Genomic DNA, 14,973 nt, shown 5'->3' with positions numbered 1-14,973 from the left:
CGTCGGCACCCCCGACGCCGCCCCGACTCAGCTCCAGCCGATGGCGTGCGTCCACCCCGCGATGTACGCCTTGTCGTGCTCGCGCAGGCGCACGCCGCGAAGCGCGCGCGCATCGCCCTCGACCTCGCAGAGCTCCAGGATGCGGCGCACGAGCCACTCCGGCAGCGGGGCGTCGAGGTCCTCGAGCACCTCGCGGCGGAGGCGGGCGTCGAGCATGGGCCACCAGAGGCCCACCGGCGGCAGGCTCGCGCTGCGATCGTGCGGTGCGTGGGCGCCGGACGTGCTTCCGGCAGTGCCGATCATCGGGCTGCGCCGCCTGTGCCGGTCGCGTGCCTGCGGGTCATGGTTCCCCCTCGTGGTGCGTGCGCCGCCGGACCGGCGGTGCGTCGCCCGCACCCCCTCGTGCGCGGCGACGGGTCCGACGATACGTCGTCCCCCGAACGGGGCACAGGGACTTGACATCGTGCGACGCCGGGCTCAGAGCGGGGTGCGCAGGCCCGCCGAGAGGGCGCTGTGGTGCTCGAAGACGAGGTTGGTCTCGGTGAGCGCGACGGCCGGGTTCGCCGACAGGTTGTGCAGCACGAACTGGCGCACGTGCTCGCTGTCGCGCACCCGCACGTGGATGAGGAAGTCCTCGGCGCCGCCGAGGAAGAACAGCTGCGCGACCTCGGGCTGGCGGCGGAGCTCGTCGGAGATCTGCCCCATGAGGTGCCGGGCGCCGGCGCGGATGCGCACGCTGACGAGCGCCTGCAGCGTGTAGCCGAGCGCCGCCGGGTCGATCTCGGCGGTGTAGCGCACGATCACGCCGCGGTCGCGGAGCGACTTCACCCGGGCGAGGCAGGTCGAGGGGGAGATGCCGACCGTGCGGGCCAGGTCGACGTTCGAGATGCGCGCGTTGTCGTGCAGCCGGGCGATGATCTCGCGGTCGACGTCGTCGAGCGTGGTGACCGGCTCCTGCCGGATCTGCGGTGCGTCGGTCATGCGATCCATCCAATCCGCACATCTGCGCGATGCATCCGTGCCCTACCGAATGATATGCGGTGGATCTTCACAAGTGGCGAACATCAGAGGATGATGAACCCACATTCCCCCATGAGATTCGGAGTAGGCATGCACGTCGGCGTCCCGGCTGAGGTCAAGAACAACGAGTTCCGCGTCGCGGTCACCCCCGCGGGCGCGCACGCGCTCGGCGAGCGCGGGCACCGCGTCAGCGTGCAGGCGGGAGCCGGCGTCGGCGCCGGGTACAGCGACGACGAGTACCGCACCGCGGGCGCCGAGATCGTCGCGACCGCCGACCAGGCGTGGGCGGCCGAGCTCGTGCTGAAGGTCAAGGAGCCGGTCGCGTCGGAGTACGGCTTCCTCCGCCCCGACCTCGTGCTGTTCACCTACCTGCACCTGGCCGCCGACCGGCCGCTGACCGAGGCGCTCATCTCCGCCGGCACGACCGCCATCGCCTACGAGACCGTGCAGCTGCCCGACCGCTCGCTGCCGCTGCTGACCCCCATGAGCGAGGTCGCCGGCCGGCTCGCCCCGCAGGAGGGCGCCGCGCACCTGCACGCCTCGAAGGGCGGCCGCGGCGTGCTGCTCGCGGGCGTGCCCGGCACCGCCAAGGCGAAGGTCGTCGTCATCGGCGGCGGCGTCGCCGGCGAGCAGGCGGCCATGACCGCGCTCGGCCTCGGCGCCGACGTCACGGTGCTCGACCTGTCGCTGCCGCGCCTGCGCGAGCTCGACGCCCGCTATCACGGCCAGATCCGCACGCTCGCCTCGTCGCCGTACGAGGTCGCGCGCCAGGTGCGCGACGCCGACCTCGTGATCGGCGCGGTGCTCGTGCCGGGCGCCGCGGCGCCCAAGGTCGTCACCGACGACATGGTGAAGACCATGAAGCCGGGCGCGGTGCTCGTGGACATCGCGATCGACCAGGGCGGCTGCTTCGAGGGGTCACGCCCCACGACCCACGCCGAGCCCACCTACCGGGTGCACGACGCCGTGTTCTACTGCGTCGCGAACATGCCCGGCGCGGTGCCGGCGACGTCGACGCCCGCGCTCACCAACGCGACGCTGCCCTACGCGCTGGCGATCGCCGAGCACGGGGCCGAGGTCGCCATGGCGCGCGACGCGGCCCTCGCGAAGGGCCTCAACACGACCGCCGGGCGCCTCGTCAACGAGAGCGTGGCGCGCGCGCACGGCATCGAGCTCGCGAGCGCCTGAGCCGTCGCCCGCAGCGGCGCGGCCGCGCGCGGCCCGTCCGCCGCGGCCCGTCAGGCGAGCGAGAGGAAGAGCTTCTCGACCTCGTCGGGCGTGAGCCGGTGCGGGTCGGACGCCTCGCCCGAGGCATCCGCCTCGTCGCCCAGCACCACGCAGTCGCGCATCGCCTGCGAGATGATCGCGAAGCCCGCCTTGTCGAGCGCGCTCGACACCGCGGCGAGCTGGGTGACGACGGTGCGGCAGTCGCCGCCCGACTCCACCGCCTCGATCACGGCGTTGAGCTGCCCGCGTGCGCGCTTCAGCCGGTTGGCGATGCGCCGCTGCGCGTCGGAACCGGGGGTCGTCGCGGAGTACTCGGTGGTGGTGGTCATGCCTGCTCTCCTGCCGTGCGCCCGTTGCCGAACATGGTCAGTTCGCCGATCCGAGCTCGACCGGCAGCCCGTCACGGTACCACTCGGTGATGCCGCCGGCGACGTTGATGACGTCATATCCCTGCTGCTCGAGGTACTCGGTCACGCGCGCGCTGCGGCCGCCCGACGCGCACATGACGTAGACCGTCTCGTCGCGCGGAACCTCGCCGACGCGCTCGCCGAGGACGCTCATGGGGATGTTCCGGGCGCCGCGCACGCTGGCCGCCTGGACCTCCTCGACCTCGCGGACGTCGATGATGGTGGGCCCGTCGATCGCGGCGAGGGCGGTGGGGGTGATGGATCGCATGGGGTTCCTTCCGTGGGATGTTCGGGGTCAGGCGGCGGCGAGCTCGAGCTCCGACGCCAGTTCGCGGGCGCGCATGCCGTCGCGCCAGGTGAGGTAGCCGCCATCGAGGTTGCGCACGTCATGGCCGAGTTCGACCAGGAGGCGCTGGGCGGTGTGGGCGCCCTGCCCGACGCGGCAGTGCACGATGACGGGGCGGCCACGGAGCTCCTCGTGGCGGGCGCGCAGCGCCTCGACGGGGATCCAGTCGGCGCCCGGGATGAGGCCCTCGGCGAGCTGGCCGCGGGCGCGCACGTCGAGCAGCACGGCGCCTCCGGCGAGTTCGTCCTCGAGCTCGTGCCACTGCACGGTGGGCGAGTCGCCCGACGCGCGGTTCTCGGCGATGTAGCCGAGCATGTTCACCGGGTCCTTCGCCGAGCCGTACTGCGGCGCGTAGGCGAGCTCGAGCTCGGCCAGGCCGGAGGCGGTGACGCCGGCGCCCATCGCCGTGGCGATCACGTCGATGCGCGTGTCGACGCCCTGCCCGCCGACCGCCTGCGCGCCGAGGATGGCGTCGGACGTCGCGTCGACGACCAGCTTCAGCGACATCGACTCGGCGCCGGGGTAGTAGCCGGCGTGCGAGAGCGGGTGCGAGTGGATGACGCGGAGCTCGCGGCCCGCGGCGCGGAGCTCGCGCTCGCCGAGGCCGACGCTCGCGGCGGTCACGCCGAGCACGTCGATGATCGCGGTGCCGAGCGCGGGCGTCGCGGGCGCGGCAGAGCCGGTGATCGTGTCGGCCACCGCGCGGCCGTGGCGGTTCGCGAGGCCGGCCAGGGTCACGAGACGTGCGTCGCCCGAGACGCGGTGCTGCTTCTCGGCGGCGTCGCCGACGGCGTAGATCGACGGGTCGGAGGTGCGGTGCAGCTCGTCGACGGCGATGCCGCCGGAGGTCCCGAGCGCGAGCCCGGCGGCGGTGGCCAGGCCGGTCTCGGGCACGACGCCGGTCGCGGCGATCACGAGGTCGGCGTGCAGGAACCGGCCGTCGTCGAGCGTGACGGTGCGCTCGTCGCGGCCGGTCACCGTGCGGCGCAGTTCGACGCCCACGCCCTCGGCCTCCAGGTGGTCGGCGAGCGGCGCCGCCATCTCGGGGTCGAGCGCGGGCAGGAGCCGGTCGCCGCGGGTGACGATGGTGGTGCGGATGCCCCGCCGGTGCAGGTTGTCGGCCATCTCGATGCCGATGAAGCCGCCGCCGACGACGACGGCGTCCGCGACGCGGGTGCCGCCGAGGTGCGACATGATGCCGTCGAGGTCGTCCAGCGTGCGCAGTGCGAACACGCCCGGGCGACCGCGCAGCACCGCGGGGATCGCCGGGGCGGCGCCGGGCGACAGGATGAGCGAGTCGTACGGTTCGTGCTCGACGTGGCCGGTGTCGAGCGAGCGGATCGCGACGGTCTTCGCCGTGCGGTCGATCGCGACCGCCTCGTGCCGCACGCGGGCGTCGATGCCGAACCGGTCGCGCAGGCGCTCGGGGGTCTGCAGCTCGAGCGCCGAACGCTCGGCGATGGTGCCGGAGACGTGGTACGGCAGGCCGCAGTTGGCGAACGACACGGCCCCGCTGCGCTCGACCACGATGATGTCGGCCCGCGCGTCGTTGCGTCGCAGGCGCGTGGCGGCGGACATGCCGCCCGCGACGCCGCCGACGATGATCGTGCGGTGCGCGGGCTCGGGTGCGGGGGACGACGAATGCATACCCCTAGGGTATCGCCATACCTCGTGGGTATCCAAATCCGTGCCCGGGAATGCGGCGATGCTCCCCGGAATCCCGTCGAGGCGACCGTATGGTGTCGGTGTGCGCCGCCTCGACATGCATGACGACGACGAGGGACTCGTCGGCGCGTCGGGCGACGGCGCGCCCGGCTTCGCGCACCCCGAACCCGTCTCGGAGGCGAGTTCCGCCGACGCCGTGAGCGTCGGCGACCCCGCCTTCACCGCCGGCAACATCGCCGAGCCCGAGTGGCGTCGCTGGCGCGACGAGCTCGCCCGCGCCGGCGGACGCTCGCCGCTGCTGCGCTTCGTCGACACGCCGCGCACCCGCATCGAGCTCTCCACGACGCACCCCGGCGGCCTTCCGCAGTTCATCACCGGCAAGTCGACCCTGCTGTCGAGCCTGATCCGCGACGAGCTCGCGCTGCGCAACGCGCGGCTCGCGGCGGCCGAGATCACGCAGAAGGGCATCGAGCTCCGGAGCGTGCGCGGCATCGAGGGCGTGCACCTCGCGATCGGACTCGCGAAGTGGCGGTTCGACGGCGCCGAGCACCTCGCGCCCGTGCTGCTGCGCCCGCTCGCGATCCGCCGCTACGGCCGCGACTTCGAGCTGAAGCTGAAGGGCCAGCCGTTCCTGAACCCCGCGCTCGCGCGCGCGCTGCGCGAGCAGTTCCAGATCACGCTCGACGCCGATGCGTTCGTGGCCCTCGCGATCACCAACGGCGTGTTCAAGCCCCAGCCCGTGATCGACCGGCTGCGCGGGCTCACCTCGCACCTGCCCTGGTTCAGCGTGTCGCCCCGGCTCGTCGTGTCGACGTTCGCCGAGGTCGGCCCGGCGATGGCGGCGGATGCCTCGGAGCTCGACCACCCCGTGATCGACGCCGTGGCGGGCAACGCCTCGGCACGCGCCTCCGTCGAGGCGGCCTACGAGCCCGTCACCTCGGTCGGGCAGGACCGCCGGTCGCCCGCGACCGACACCCTGCTGCACGACGCCGACCCCGAGCAGGAGCAGGTCATCGCGCAGATCGAGGCCGGCTCCTCGATCGTGGTGAAGACGCTGCCCGGCACCGGCGGGTCGCAGACCATCGTGAACGCGATCGGCGCGCTCGTGCAGCGGCACCGCCGCGTGCTCGTCGTCGGCGCGCGCCGGGCGAGCCTGGACGGCATCGCCCACCGCCTGGAGCAGGTGGGGCTCGCGGGCGCCGCGGTCACGACGTCGACCCTGCGGCGCGACCTGATCCGCTCGATCTCGCGCAATGAGAAGGCGGAGAAGCCGCGCGTCGCCGACGTCGACGACGCGCTCGTGCGCCTCCGCAAGGTGCTGCTCGACTACCGCGGCGCGCTCACCCGCCGCGACCCCGGCTTCCGGGTCTCGGTGCTCGACGCGCTCGGCGAGCTCGCGCGGCTGTCGCTCATGGCCGACCCGCCGTCGACGACCGCACGCCTGGACCGCGCCGCCCTCGAGACGCTCGCCGGCGACCGCACGCAGGTCGCCGCCGACCTCGTGCGCGCGGCCGAGCTCGGCGAGTTCCGCTACGGTCCGGGCGACTCGCCCTGGTACGGCGCCTCGTTCACCTCCTCGGAGGAGGCGACCGCGGCGCACGAGCTCGCCAAGCGCCTGCAGTCCAGCGACCTGCCCCGGCTGCTCGAACGCGCGAGCGCGGTGATCTCGTCCACGAGCCTGCGGCCGTTCGAGTCGGTGGCCGAACTCGGCGTGTTCCTGCGGCTCCTGCTCGACATCCGCGAGACCCTCGACCGCTTCCAGCCGTCGGTCTACGACCGCCCGCTCGGCGAGCTCATCGCGGCGACCGCCCCGCGGCGCGAGTCCCGCGGCATGTCCGCGGCGAACCGGCGCCGGCTCCGCAAGCACGCGACCGAGTTCGTGCGCCCCGGCGTGCACGTGGGCGACATGAACGAGGCGCTGCGTCGCATCCAGCAGCAGCGCACGCTCTGGAACCGCTACTCGACCGCCGGGTCGATCCCGGGCGTGCCGGTCGGCATCGCCGACCTCCACGTGCTCTTCCAGAACGTGGCCACCGACCTCGCGACCCTCGACGTGCCGCTCGGCGCGCACGGCACCGACCGCGAACTGGCGCAGCGGCCCATACGCGAGCTGGTCACGACGATGTCGGGACTCGCCGCCGAGTCCGAGGTGCTCGCGAACCTGCAGGAGCGCACGGCGGTGCTCGGCCGACTGCGCGAGCTCGAGCTCGACCCGCTGCTCGTCGACCTGTCGCGTCGCCATGTGCCGCAGGAGGGCGTCGCGTCTGAACTCGAGCTGGCCTGGTGGCAGTCGGTGCTCGAGTCGCTGCTCGCGGGCGACAAGGCGCTGCTCGGCGCCAACACCGAGGTGCTCGACCGGCTCGAGGCCGACTTCCGGCTCGTCGACGAGGCGCACGCGTCGAGCGCGGGCCCGCAGCTCGCCTGGCAGCTCGCCGAGTCGTGGAAGGTCGGCGTCGTCGACTGGCCCGAGGAGGCCGAGCAGCTGCGCACGCTGCTGCGCGCCGACCGGGCGACGCCCGGCCGCCTGCACGAGGCCGCCCCGCACCTGTTCCGCGCCCTCGCGCCGGTCTGGCTCGCGTCGCCGTACGACGTCGGCGCGATCGACGACCGCATCGCGTTCGACGCGGTCGTGCTGGTCGACGCGGGCGCGACGACCTTCGCCGAGAACCTCGGCGCCATCCGCCGCGCCACGCAGGTCGTCGCCTTCGGCGACCCGGTCACGCAGACGCCCACCCCGTTCGAGACCGGCATCGTCGACCCCGACCTCGACGAGGCCGCGCCCGCGGTCGCGGCGGCCGCCGACGAGCCCGACGCCCGCCACGCCGAGTCGGCCCTGTCGCGTCTGGGCGAGCTGCTGCCGACCCTGACCCTCACGCGCAGCTACCGGGCCGGCGGGGAGGACCTCGCCGAGCTCGTGAACCGGCGCTTCTACGGCGGGCGCATCGACTCCCTGCCCTGGGCGGGCAGCTTCCTCGGCCACGGCAGCCTGAACCTGCACTACCTCGACGGGTCGGGCCTGCCCGACCCCCAGACCGGCACCGTCGAGAGCGTCGACGCCGAGGTCGCGAAGGTCGTCGAGCTCGTGATGGAGCATGCCGTCAAGCGCCCGCGCGAGTCCCTCATGGTCATCACCGCGAGCGCCCGGCACGCGGCCCGCGTGCACCAGGCCGTGCTCGCCGCGTTCGCCAAGCGCACCGACCTCTCCGACTTCATCCTGACCGACCGCGGCGAGCCGTTCACGGTGCTGACCCTCGAGCAGGCCGTCGCGCAGAGCCGCGACCGCGTCATCTTCTCGGTCGGCTACGCCCGCACCCCGCACGGCCGGCTGCTGTCGAACTTCGGACCGCTCGGCGAGCCGGGCGGCGACCGGCTGCTGGCGGTGGGAATGACCCGGGCCCGGCGCTCGATGGACATCGTCGCGTGCTTCCGGCCCGACGAGATCGACGACGAGCGCCAGGGCCACGGCGTGCTCGCCCTCGCGAACGTGCTCGAGCAGACCGAGGAGCGCATCGCCTCGCCGCCGGTCGCCGAGACCACCGACCCGATGCTCATCGACCTGGCCGCGCGCCTCGCGAAGCTCGACATCCGGGTCGCCCTCGGGCACCGCGGGAAGCTCGCGCTCGCCGCCGCCCGTGCCGGGCGCGCGGTCGTCGTCGAGACCGACCCCGCGCTCGTCGGCGCGAGCCTGCGCGAGTCGCTGCGCCTGCGGCCCGACGTGCTGCGCCGGCTCGGCTGGCACGTGCTGCGCGTGCACAGCTTCGAGCTGTTCGGCAACCCCGACGCCGTCGCACGCCGGGTCGCCACGCTGCTGGGCGCCGTGCCGAAGGACCCCGACCCCCTCGACACGCAGCCGATCGACCTCAGCGACCTGCCGTCGTGAGCGCGGGCGGCACCGAGACGCCCGCCGCCGACGCGCACGACGACGACGACGCTCCGGCGCGCCCGGCGCGGCAGCGGGTCGAGCGCACCGGGGCCCGACGAGCGCGGCTGACGCCGGCGCCGGGCAGCGATCCCTCGCCCGAGGCGCCGACGCGCGACGATGAGCCCGTTCGCGCGCCGAAGCCCGGGGCGTCCGGCGACGACGAGCGCATCACCCGCGAGCGCCCGCCGCACTGGTAGCGAACTCCCCGCTGCCGCCGGGTCGGCTCAGGAGTCGGCGTGCTTCCCGCCGGTCGACGGCGCGTCCTGGCGCTGCTCGACGAGCAGGTCGCGGATCTGGCCGAGCAGCTCCACCTCCGACGGCGCGGGCGGGTCGCCGGCCGCTGCCGGCTCGCCCGACCGGATGCGTTCCTCGGCGCGTGCCTTCATGTGGTTGACCGGCATCACGAACACGAAGTAGACCACCGCGGCGACGACCAGGAAGTTGATGATCGCTCCCAGGATGAGGCCGAGCGAGAGCTCGGACCCGCCGAGCAACGGCACCTTCATCGCCTCGTTCAGCGAGTCCGCCTGGAAGAACATGCTGATCACCGGATTGATCAGCCCCGTGACGACGGCGTTGACGATCGCCGTGAACGCCGCGCCGATGACCACGGCGACCGCCAGGTCGATGACGTTGCCCCGCATGATGAAGTCGCGGAAACCCTTGAGCATGCACCCTCCCCGTACGCATCGGACCGCGCCGATCGCGCGGTCCGTCAGCACACGCTAGCTCACGATGATGACGAGCTCGTTGCGGCCGGCGCCTTCGCGGGGGTGGAGGACGCGGCGGACGACGTGCCGGACTCCGACTTCGCGGCGGAGTCCGACTTCGCCGGGGCATCCGTCGCCTTCGGGGCCCCGGAGCCGGAGCCGCCCGAGCGCGAGTCGGTGCGGTAGAAGCCCGATCCGTTGAAGGTGACGCCGATCGAGCCGTACACCTTGCGCAGGCGGCCGCCGCACGCGGGGCACTCGGTCAGCGAGGCGTCCGAGAAGGCCTGCTGGATGTCGAAGGCGGTGTCGCACTCGGTGCAACGGTAGGCGTAGGTGGGCACGGGCGTTCTCTCGTTCGGGGAAGTCTCGCCGTCAGAAGGAGACGATGCGCGTGGGCGTCACGACGCCGTCGACGGGCTGGTCGTGTCGCTCACGCGGAACGTCGTCCACGAACTCGGTGTCGTAGACGACGGCGTAGACCGGGGGACATTGTCCCATCGATCCGAGGGTCTTGTCGAAATAGCCCCGGCCCCAGCCCAATCGGGTGCCCGTCGCGTCCACCGCGGCGGCCGGCACGACGATCAGGTCGACGTCGTTGATCGCGATGGGGCCGAGCAGCTCGCCGACGGCCTCGGGGATGCCGTGCAGGCCGGTGACCTCCGAGCGGTCCTCGCCGACCGTCCAGTCGAGCAGGCCGTCCTCCCGGCTGATCGGGAACAGCACGCGGATGCCGGCATCCTCCGCCCATCGCACGAAGGGCCGGGTGTCGGGCTCGTCGGGCATCGACAGGTAGCAGGCGAGCGAGCGCGCACCGTGCCGTTCGACCAGCTCGGTGAGCTGCACCGTGAAGCCGTCCGATGCTGCGGCGCGCTCGGTGAGGGTGAGCGTGCGTCGCCGCTCGCGCAGCTCGGCCCGCAGGGTGCGCTTGCGATGCTCGGGGTCGGCCGACATGGCCCCCATCCTATGGGCGTGCCGTGCGTGGCATCCGTGGGCTGTTCACGGTGCGAGCCGATACGCTGGTGCGCATGTCCCAGCGCATCACGAAGGCCGTCATCCCTGCCGCAGGGCTCGGCACCCGGTTCCTCCCCGCAACGAAGGCGATGCCGAAGGAGATGCTGCCGGTCGTCGACAAGCCCGCCATCCAGTACGTCGTCGAGGAGGCCGTGGAGGCCGGGCTCGACGACGTGCTCATGATCATCGGCCGCAACAAGAACGCCCTCGCCAACCACTTCGACCGCGTCACCGAGCTCGAGCACACCCTGCAGACCAAGGGCGACGAGTCCAAGCTCTCGCGCGTCATGGAGTCGAGCGCCCTCGCCGACGTCCACTTCGTGCGCCAGGGCGACCCGAAGGGCCTCGGCCACGCGGTGCTGCGTGCGAAGAAGCACGTGGGCCACGAGCCGTTCGCGGTGCTGCTCGGCGACGACCTCATCGACGAGCGCGACCCGCTGCTCAGCCGCATGCTCGACGAGCACGCGAAGCGGGATGCGACGATCATCGCGCTGCTCGAGGTCGACCCCGAGTCCATCCACATGTACGGCGCCGCAGAGGTCGAGGCCACCGACGACCCCGACGTGGTGAAGGTCACCGGCCTCGTCGAGAAGCCCGCAGCGGAGGTCGCCCCGTCGAACCTCGCGATCATCGGCCGGTACGTGCTGAAGCCCGAGATCTTCGACGTGCTCGAGCACACCGAGCCCGGCAAGGGCGGCGAGATCCAGCTCACCGACGCCCTGCTCGAGCTCGCCGACGACGCGGAGACCACCGGCGGCGTGTACGGCGTCGTCTTCCGCGGGCGCCGCTACGACACCGGCGACAAGCTCGACTACATCAAGGCCGTCATCCAGCTCGCCGCCGACCGCGACGACCTCGGACCCGAGCTGCGCCCGTGGCTGCGCGAGTACGCCGCGGGCCTCGCCGAGGGCTAGCGGCGTGGCCGGGCCCGCGCTGCCGAGCCTGCGCGACGGCGCGGTGACGCTCCGGCCGATCCGCGTGCGCGACTCGCGGGCGCTCGAGCGCGAGCTCATCGACAACCGCTCCTGGCTGCGTCGCTGGGAGGCGACCCACCCGGCCGGTTCCTCGAGCCTCGACACGCGGGGGAGCATCCGCAACCTGCTCGCCCACGCGCGCGCGGGCTCGGCGCTGCCGTTCCTCATCGAGGAGTCGGGCGCGCTCGTCGGGCAGCTGAACGTGTCGTCGATCACCTACGGCTCGGTGTCGTCGGCCACCATCGGCTACTGGGTGGTGCAACGCTCCGCCGGGCGCGGCATCACGCCGACCGCGGTGGCGCTCGCGACCGACCACTGCTTCTTCGAGCTCGGCCTGCACCGCATGGAGATCTGCATCCGCCCCGAGAACCAGGCGTCCCTGCGCGTCGTCGAGAAGCTCGGGTTCCGCTACGAGGGACTGCGCCGACGGTACATCCACATCGACGGCGACTGGCGCGACCACTTCTGCTTCGCCCTCGTCGCCGAGGAGGTGCGCGGGGGCGTGCTGCGGCGCTGGCGCGAGGGGCGCGTGCCGGCGGATGCCGCGCGGATCACCCCCGACGACCGCGCCGCCGCGGCCCATCCGCTGCAGCCGGGGCGCTGACGCACGTCGCCGTGCCCGGACGCGCCGCCGCCCGGGGCCGGCCCCGCGCGCGCCGATCGCACGGACACGCCGCGGGGGCTGAGGTCGGCCGGAACCGCGCGGCCGTACCGTTGGGCCCATGGACGTGCTCGGCGGGGGGATCCTTCTGGCCGTCGCCGCCGTGCTCTGGATCGCGTACCTGCTCCCGAGCTGGGTGCGACGTGGCCAGTACCTCGCGACCGAGCGCAACACCGTGCGCCTGCAGCAGACGCTGCGCATCCTCGCCGAGACCTCCGAGACGCCCGAGCCGGTGACCGTCGAGGCCAGTGCCCGGGCCGTCGCCGCGCAGCAGAAGGTGCTGCGCGAGCAGCAGCGCGCCGCCGCGCACGAGGCCGAGGCGCGCCGTGCACTCGCCGAGGCGGAGCAGAAGGCCGCGCGGCTGCGCGCAGCCGAGGCCCGCCGCACCGCCGCCGCGACCGTGCGCGACGCCGGGGGAGCCGCCCGCCGTCGCCTCCGCCGGAGACGGGCGACGTGCTCGCTCGGCCTGCTCGTCTCGCTCATCACCGTGATCGTGGGGCTCGTCGGCCTCGCGTTCGGCATGAGCGAGTTCGTCGCACTCGCCGGGGGCGCCGGAATGGTCGCGTCGTTCGGCGGCATCGTGGCGCTCGCGCGTCGCCCGCTCGCATCCGTCGCCGTGGCGGCGCCCGCCGAGGCGACCGACCCGCCCGCCGCTCCGGCGACCGCGTTCGAGCCGATCGAGCTCCGCCAGGAGGGTGCGACGCTCGCGGAGGACGGGTGGACCCCGCGTCCGTTGCCGAAGCCCCTGGTGCTCTCGCGCGGCACCATCGCCGCCACCGCGATGGCGTCGATCGAGGCCGCCGAGCAACTGCGCCGCGCCGCGAGCGAGGCGGAGCTCGCCCAGCGGGCCGCCGAACTGCAGCCCGACGTCACGACGATCGCCGCGCGCGTCACGAGCGGCTACGGCGCACGCATCGCCGGCCGTGAGACGGGTGCTTCGGCTCGAGGGGGCGGCCATGCGGCGCCGGTCGCGCCGCCGCGCCCGCACGTCGATGCGCCCGCCGCGGCCGCGTCGGAGCCGGCCGCGGCCGCCCCGAACCGCTACGCCGCGATGGGCGTCGTCGGCGACGCGCAGCCCGCGCTCACCGACCTCGATGCCGTGCTGCGGCGCCGTCGCGTCGCGGGCTGAGCACCCGCCTCACGTCGTCGGGGCGCCCGGGTCGCAGCCGCCGCCGCTCGATTCGGACTGCGCTCGCCGTGGTGATATGGTGAATGTCGCTCGGGCCCATGGCGCAGTTGGTAGCGCGTCTCGTTCGCAATGAGAAGGTCGGGGGTTCGAATCCCCCTGGGTCCACCGAAGCACGACGAAACCCCCGGTACGCGCCGGGGGTTTCGTCGTCCGGCGGGTCGTGCGCCGCCCATGTCCGCAGCGCTAGTGTCGGTGCTGTGAAGCACGGGTTCGTGATCGCGATCCTCGCCGTGGCCCAGTTCGTGATGGTGCTCGACAGCACGGTCATGAACGTGTCCATCTCGCAGGTGGCCGCCGACCTCGGGACCTCGATCACCGGGATGCAGGCCGCGATCACCTGCTACACGCTGACCATGGCGGCGCTCATGCTCACCGGTGGCAAGCTCGGCGACAAGTGGGGGCGCTCGCGTACGTTCCGCATCGGCGTCGTGGTCTACGGCATCGGGTCGCTCGTGACCGCGCTGAGCCCGAACCTCACGGTGCTGCTCCTGGGCTGGTCGCTCGTCGAGGGACTCGGCGCGGTGCTCGTGATCCCCGCGATCGCGTCGCTGGCCGCGATCAACTCCGAGGGCCGCGCCCGCGTGGTCGCATTCTCCATCCTCGGTGCGGTCACCGGCCTCGCCGCCGCCGCGGGGCCGCTCATCGGCGGGCTGGTGACCACGTACTCGTCGTGGAGGTACGTGTTCGTCGGCGAGACCATCGTCATGGTCGTCATCCTCCTCGTCTCGGGACGCATCAGGGACGTCGCGGCCGACCGCGGCCTGCGCATCGACGTGCCGAGCGTGCTGCTCTCCGCCGGGGGCATGGCCATGCTCGTGTTCGGCGTGCTGCAGTCGAAGACGTGGGGCTGGTTCGTGCCGATCGCGCCGCCCGAGATCGGCGGTGTCGAGATCGCACCGCTCGGCATCTCCCCGGTCACCTACCTCATCTTCGCGGGCGTCATGGTGCTCTGGTGGTTCCTGCTCCGGCAGCGCAGGCTCGTCGACCGCGGACGGATTCCGCTGCTGCAGGTGCGCCTCTTCCGCATCGCGGCACTGCGCAGCGGGCTCTCCGGGTTCCTGGTGCAGTACTTCGCCGTCGCCGCGATGTTCTTCGTCATCCCCGTGTACCTGCAGACGATGCAGGGGTACGACGCGCTCGGCACGGGGCTGCGGATCCTGCCGCTCTCGCTGGGCCTCGTGGTGTGCTCCGCCGTGGGGTCGTGGCTCACCGCGCGGCGCTCCGCGCGCCGCATCGCGCAGCTCGGACAGGTCACCATGGCCGTCGGGCTCCTCTTCGTGCTCGTGGCCCTGCAGCCCGAACTGGCCGGGTGGCCGTTCGCGATCGGCATGTTCGTCGCCGGCGCGGGCTTCGGCCTCCTCGCGTCGCAGCTCGGCAACGTGAACATGTCGGCGGTCGAGCAGCGCGACACGTCGGAGGTCGGCGGGCTGCAGGGCACGTTCCAGAACCTCGGATCGTCGTTCGGCACCGCGATCGTCGGCTCGGTGTTCATCACGCTGCTCGGGAGCGGACTCATCTCGGCCGTCGACGCCAACGCCGACATCTCCCATGAGGAGCGCACGCGGGTGATCGCGAGCGTCGAGGCCGGGGTGCCGGTCATCTCGCAGGAGCGCGCGGAGCAGCTCGTCCTCGACGCCGGCGGCTCGGAGGACCTGGCGGCGTCGATCGCGCAGGACTACGCCGACTCGCAGCTGGAGGCGCTGCGTCAGGCGATCTTCATCGTGTTCGCGCTCCTCGTGCTGTCGCTGTTCCTCTCCCGGAACCTCCCGGCGGAGGTGTCGGCGCGCCGCGAGCCGGAGGTCGACGTGGAGGGTGCGGGCGGCGGTTGACGGTCGCCGCGG

The 14,973-nt window shown here is 73.2% G+C and carries 15 protein-coding genes and 1 tRNA gene; 8 read left to right on the top strand and 8 right to left on the bottom strand.

Annotated elements, in window-relative coordinates:
* Nucleotides 1-27: 27 nt before the first annotated feature.
* The gene (locus ABZK10_RS00255) at nucleotides 28-303 is read right to left on the bottom strand and encodes a hypothetical protein (RefSeq protein ID WP_353807181.1); all 276 of its coding nucleotides are present in this window, start codon (nucleotides 301-303) and stop codon (nucleotides 28-30) included.
* 174 nt (nucleotides 304-477) lie between these two features.
* A complete protein-coding gene (locus tag ABZK10_RS00250; protein WP_353807180.1) occupies nucleotides 478-981 on the bottom strand; it encodes an Lrp/AsnC family transcriptional regulator in 504 nt (167 codons plus the stop codon).
* A 129-nt stretch (nucleotides 982-1,110) separates the two neighbouring features.
* Between ABZK10_RS00250 and ald the strand changes: the two genes are divergently transcribed.
* Nucleotides 1,111-2,208, top strand: coding sequence for an alanine dehydrogenase (gene ald, locus ABZK10_RS00245; protein WP_353809574.1), 1,098 nt, complete (start codon nucleotides 1,111-1,113; stop codon nucleotides 2,206-2,208).
* Nucleotides 2,209-2,258: 50 nt separating this feature from the next.
* Here ald and ABZK10_RS00240 read toward each other — a convergent pair whose 3' ends face one another.
* From ABZK10_RS00240 to ABZK10_RS00230, 3 genes are read right to left on the bottom strand one after another with little or no spacing between them, the layout of a single operon-like run.
* Nucleotides 2,259-2,576 (bottom strand): metal-sensitive transcriptional regulator, encoded by a 318-nt coding sequence (locus ABZK10_RS00240; RefSeq protein WP_353807179.1) that lies wholly within the window; start codon nucleotides 2,574-2,576, stop codon nucleotides 2,259-2,261.
* A 37-nt stretch (nucleotides 2,577-2,613) separates the two neighbouring features.
* Nucleotides 2,614-2,922, bottom strand: a complete 309-nt coding sequence (locus ABZK10_RS00235) for a rhodanese-like domain-containing protein (RefSeq protein ID WP_353807178.1) — start codon at nucleotides 2,920-2,922, stop codon at nucleotides 2,614-2,616.
* A 27-nt stretch (nucleotides 2,923-2,949) separates the two neighbouring features.
* On the bottom strand, nucleotides 2,950-4,647 hold the full coding sequence (locus ABZK10_RS00230) for an FAD-dependent oxidoreductase (RefSeq protein ID WP_353807177.1): 1,698 nt from the start codon (nucleotides 4,645-4,647) through the stop codon (nucleotides 2,950-2,952).
* Nucleotides 4,648-4,762: 115 nt separating this feature from the next.
* On the opposite strand from ABZK10_RS00230, the gene ABZK10_RS00225 reads away from it, so the two are divergent.
* Both ABZK10_RS00225 and ABZK10_RS00220 read left to right on the top strand, forming a co-directional pair.
* Nucleotides 4,763-8,545 carry an AAA family ATPase gene (locus tag ABZK10_RS00225; RefSeq protein WP_436408519.1) on the top strand — a complete coding sequence of 1,261 codons (3,783 nt, stop codon included), beginning with the start codon at nucleotides 4,763-4,765 and terminating at the stop codon, nucleotides 8,543-8,545.
* Nucleotides 8,542-8,784: a hypothetical protein gene (locus ABZK10_RS00220; protein ID WP_353807174.1), complete on the top strand. Its 243-nt coding sequence runs from the start codon at nucleotides 8,542-8,544 to the stop codon at nucleotides 8,782-8,784. Before ABZK10_RS00225 ends, ABZK10_RS00220 begins: the two co-directional genes overlap by 4 nt.
* Nucleotides 8,785-8,811: 27 nt before the next feature.
* Here the strand turns inward: ABZK10_RS00220 and mscL are convergent, their stop codons facing one another.
* The 3 genes from mscL to ABZK10_RS00205 are packed head-to-tail and all read right to left on the bottom strand — an operon-like array spanning nucleotide 8,812 to nucleotide 10,248.
* Nucleotides 8,812-9,258 (bottom strand): large conductance mechanosensitive channel protein MscL, encoded by a 447-nt coding sequence (mscL, locus tag ABZK10_RS00215; RefSeq protein ID WP_353807173.1) that lies wholly within the window; start codon nucleotides 9,256-9,258, stop codon nucleotides 8,812-8,814.
* Between the two features lie 59 nt (nucleotides 9,259-9,317).
* On the bottom strand, nucleotides 9,318-9,638 hold the full coding sequence (locus ABZK10_RS00210; RefSeq protein ID WP_353807172.1) for an FmdB family zinc ribbon protein: 321 nt from the start codon (nucleotides 9,636-9,638) through the stop codon (nucleotides 9,318-9,320).
* 31 nt (nucleotides 9,639-9,669) lie between these two features.
* Nucleotides 9,670-10,248, bottom strand: a complete 579-nt coding sequence (locus ABZK10_RS00205; protein ID WP_353807171.1) for a 5-formyltetrahydrofolate cyclo-ligase — start codon at nucleotides 10,246-10,248, stop codon at nucleotides 9,670-9,672.
* Nucleotides 10,249-10,322: 74 nt separating this feature from the next.
* On the opposite strand from ABZK10_RS00205, the gene galU reads away from it, so the two are divergent.
* From galU to ABZK10_RS00180, 5 genes are all read left to right on the top strand, one after another.
* On the top strand, nucleotides 10,323-11,222 hold the full coding sequence (gene galU, locus ABZK10_RS00200) for a UTP--glucose-1-phosphate uridylyltransferase GalU (protein WP_353807170.1): 900 nt from the start codon (nucleotides 10,323-10,325) through the stop codon (nucleotides 11,220-11,222).
* 4 nt (nucleotides 11,223-11,226) lie between these two features.
* Nucleotides 11,227-11,886, top strand: coding sequence for a GNAT family N-acetyltransferase (locus ABZK10_RS00195; RefSeq protein WP_353807169.1), 660 nt, complete (start codon nucleotides 11,227-11,229; stop codon nucleotides 11,884-11,886).
* Between the two features lie 118 nt (nucleotides 11,887-12,004).
* Nucleotides 12,005-13,072: a hypothetical protein gene (locus ABZK10_RS00190; protein ID WP_353807168.1), complete on the top strand. Its 1,068-nt coding sequence runs from the start codon at nucleotides 12,005-12,007 to the stop codon at nucleotides 13,070-13,072.
* 92 nt (nucleotides 13,073-13,164) lie between these two features.
* Nucleotides 13,165-13,237: transfer RNA gene (locus tag ABZK10_RS00185), tRNA-Ala, on the top strand.
* A gap of 92 nt (nucleotides 13,238-13,329) precedes the next feature.
* The gene (locus tag ABZK10_RS00180; RefSeq protein WP_353807167.1) at nucleotides 13,330-14,961 is read left to right on the top strand and encodes an MFS transporter; all 1,632 of its coding nucleotides are present in this window, start codon (nucleotides 13,330-13,332) and stop codon (nucleotides 14,959-14,961) included.
* Nucleotides 14,962-14,973 lie beyond the last annotated feature (12 nt).

Origin of the sequence: Agromyces sp. SYSU T00194 (genome assembly GCF_040496035.1) — a bacterium.
Classification (GTDB): domain Bacteria; phylum Actinomycetota; class Actinomycetes; order Actinomycetales; family Microbacteriaceae; genus Agromyces; species Agromyces chitinivorans.
Note: the sequence above shows the minus strand (reverse complement) of the source record. Positions and strands in the feature narration are given on the sequence as shown.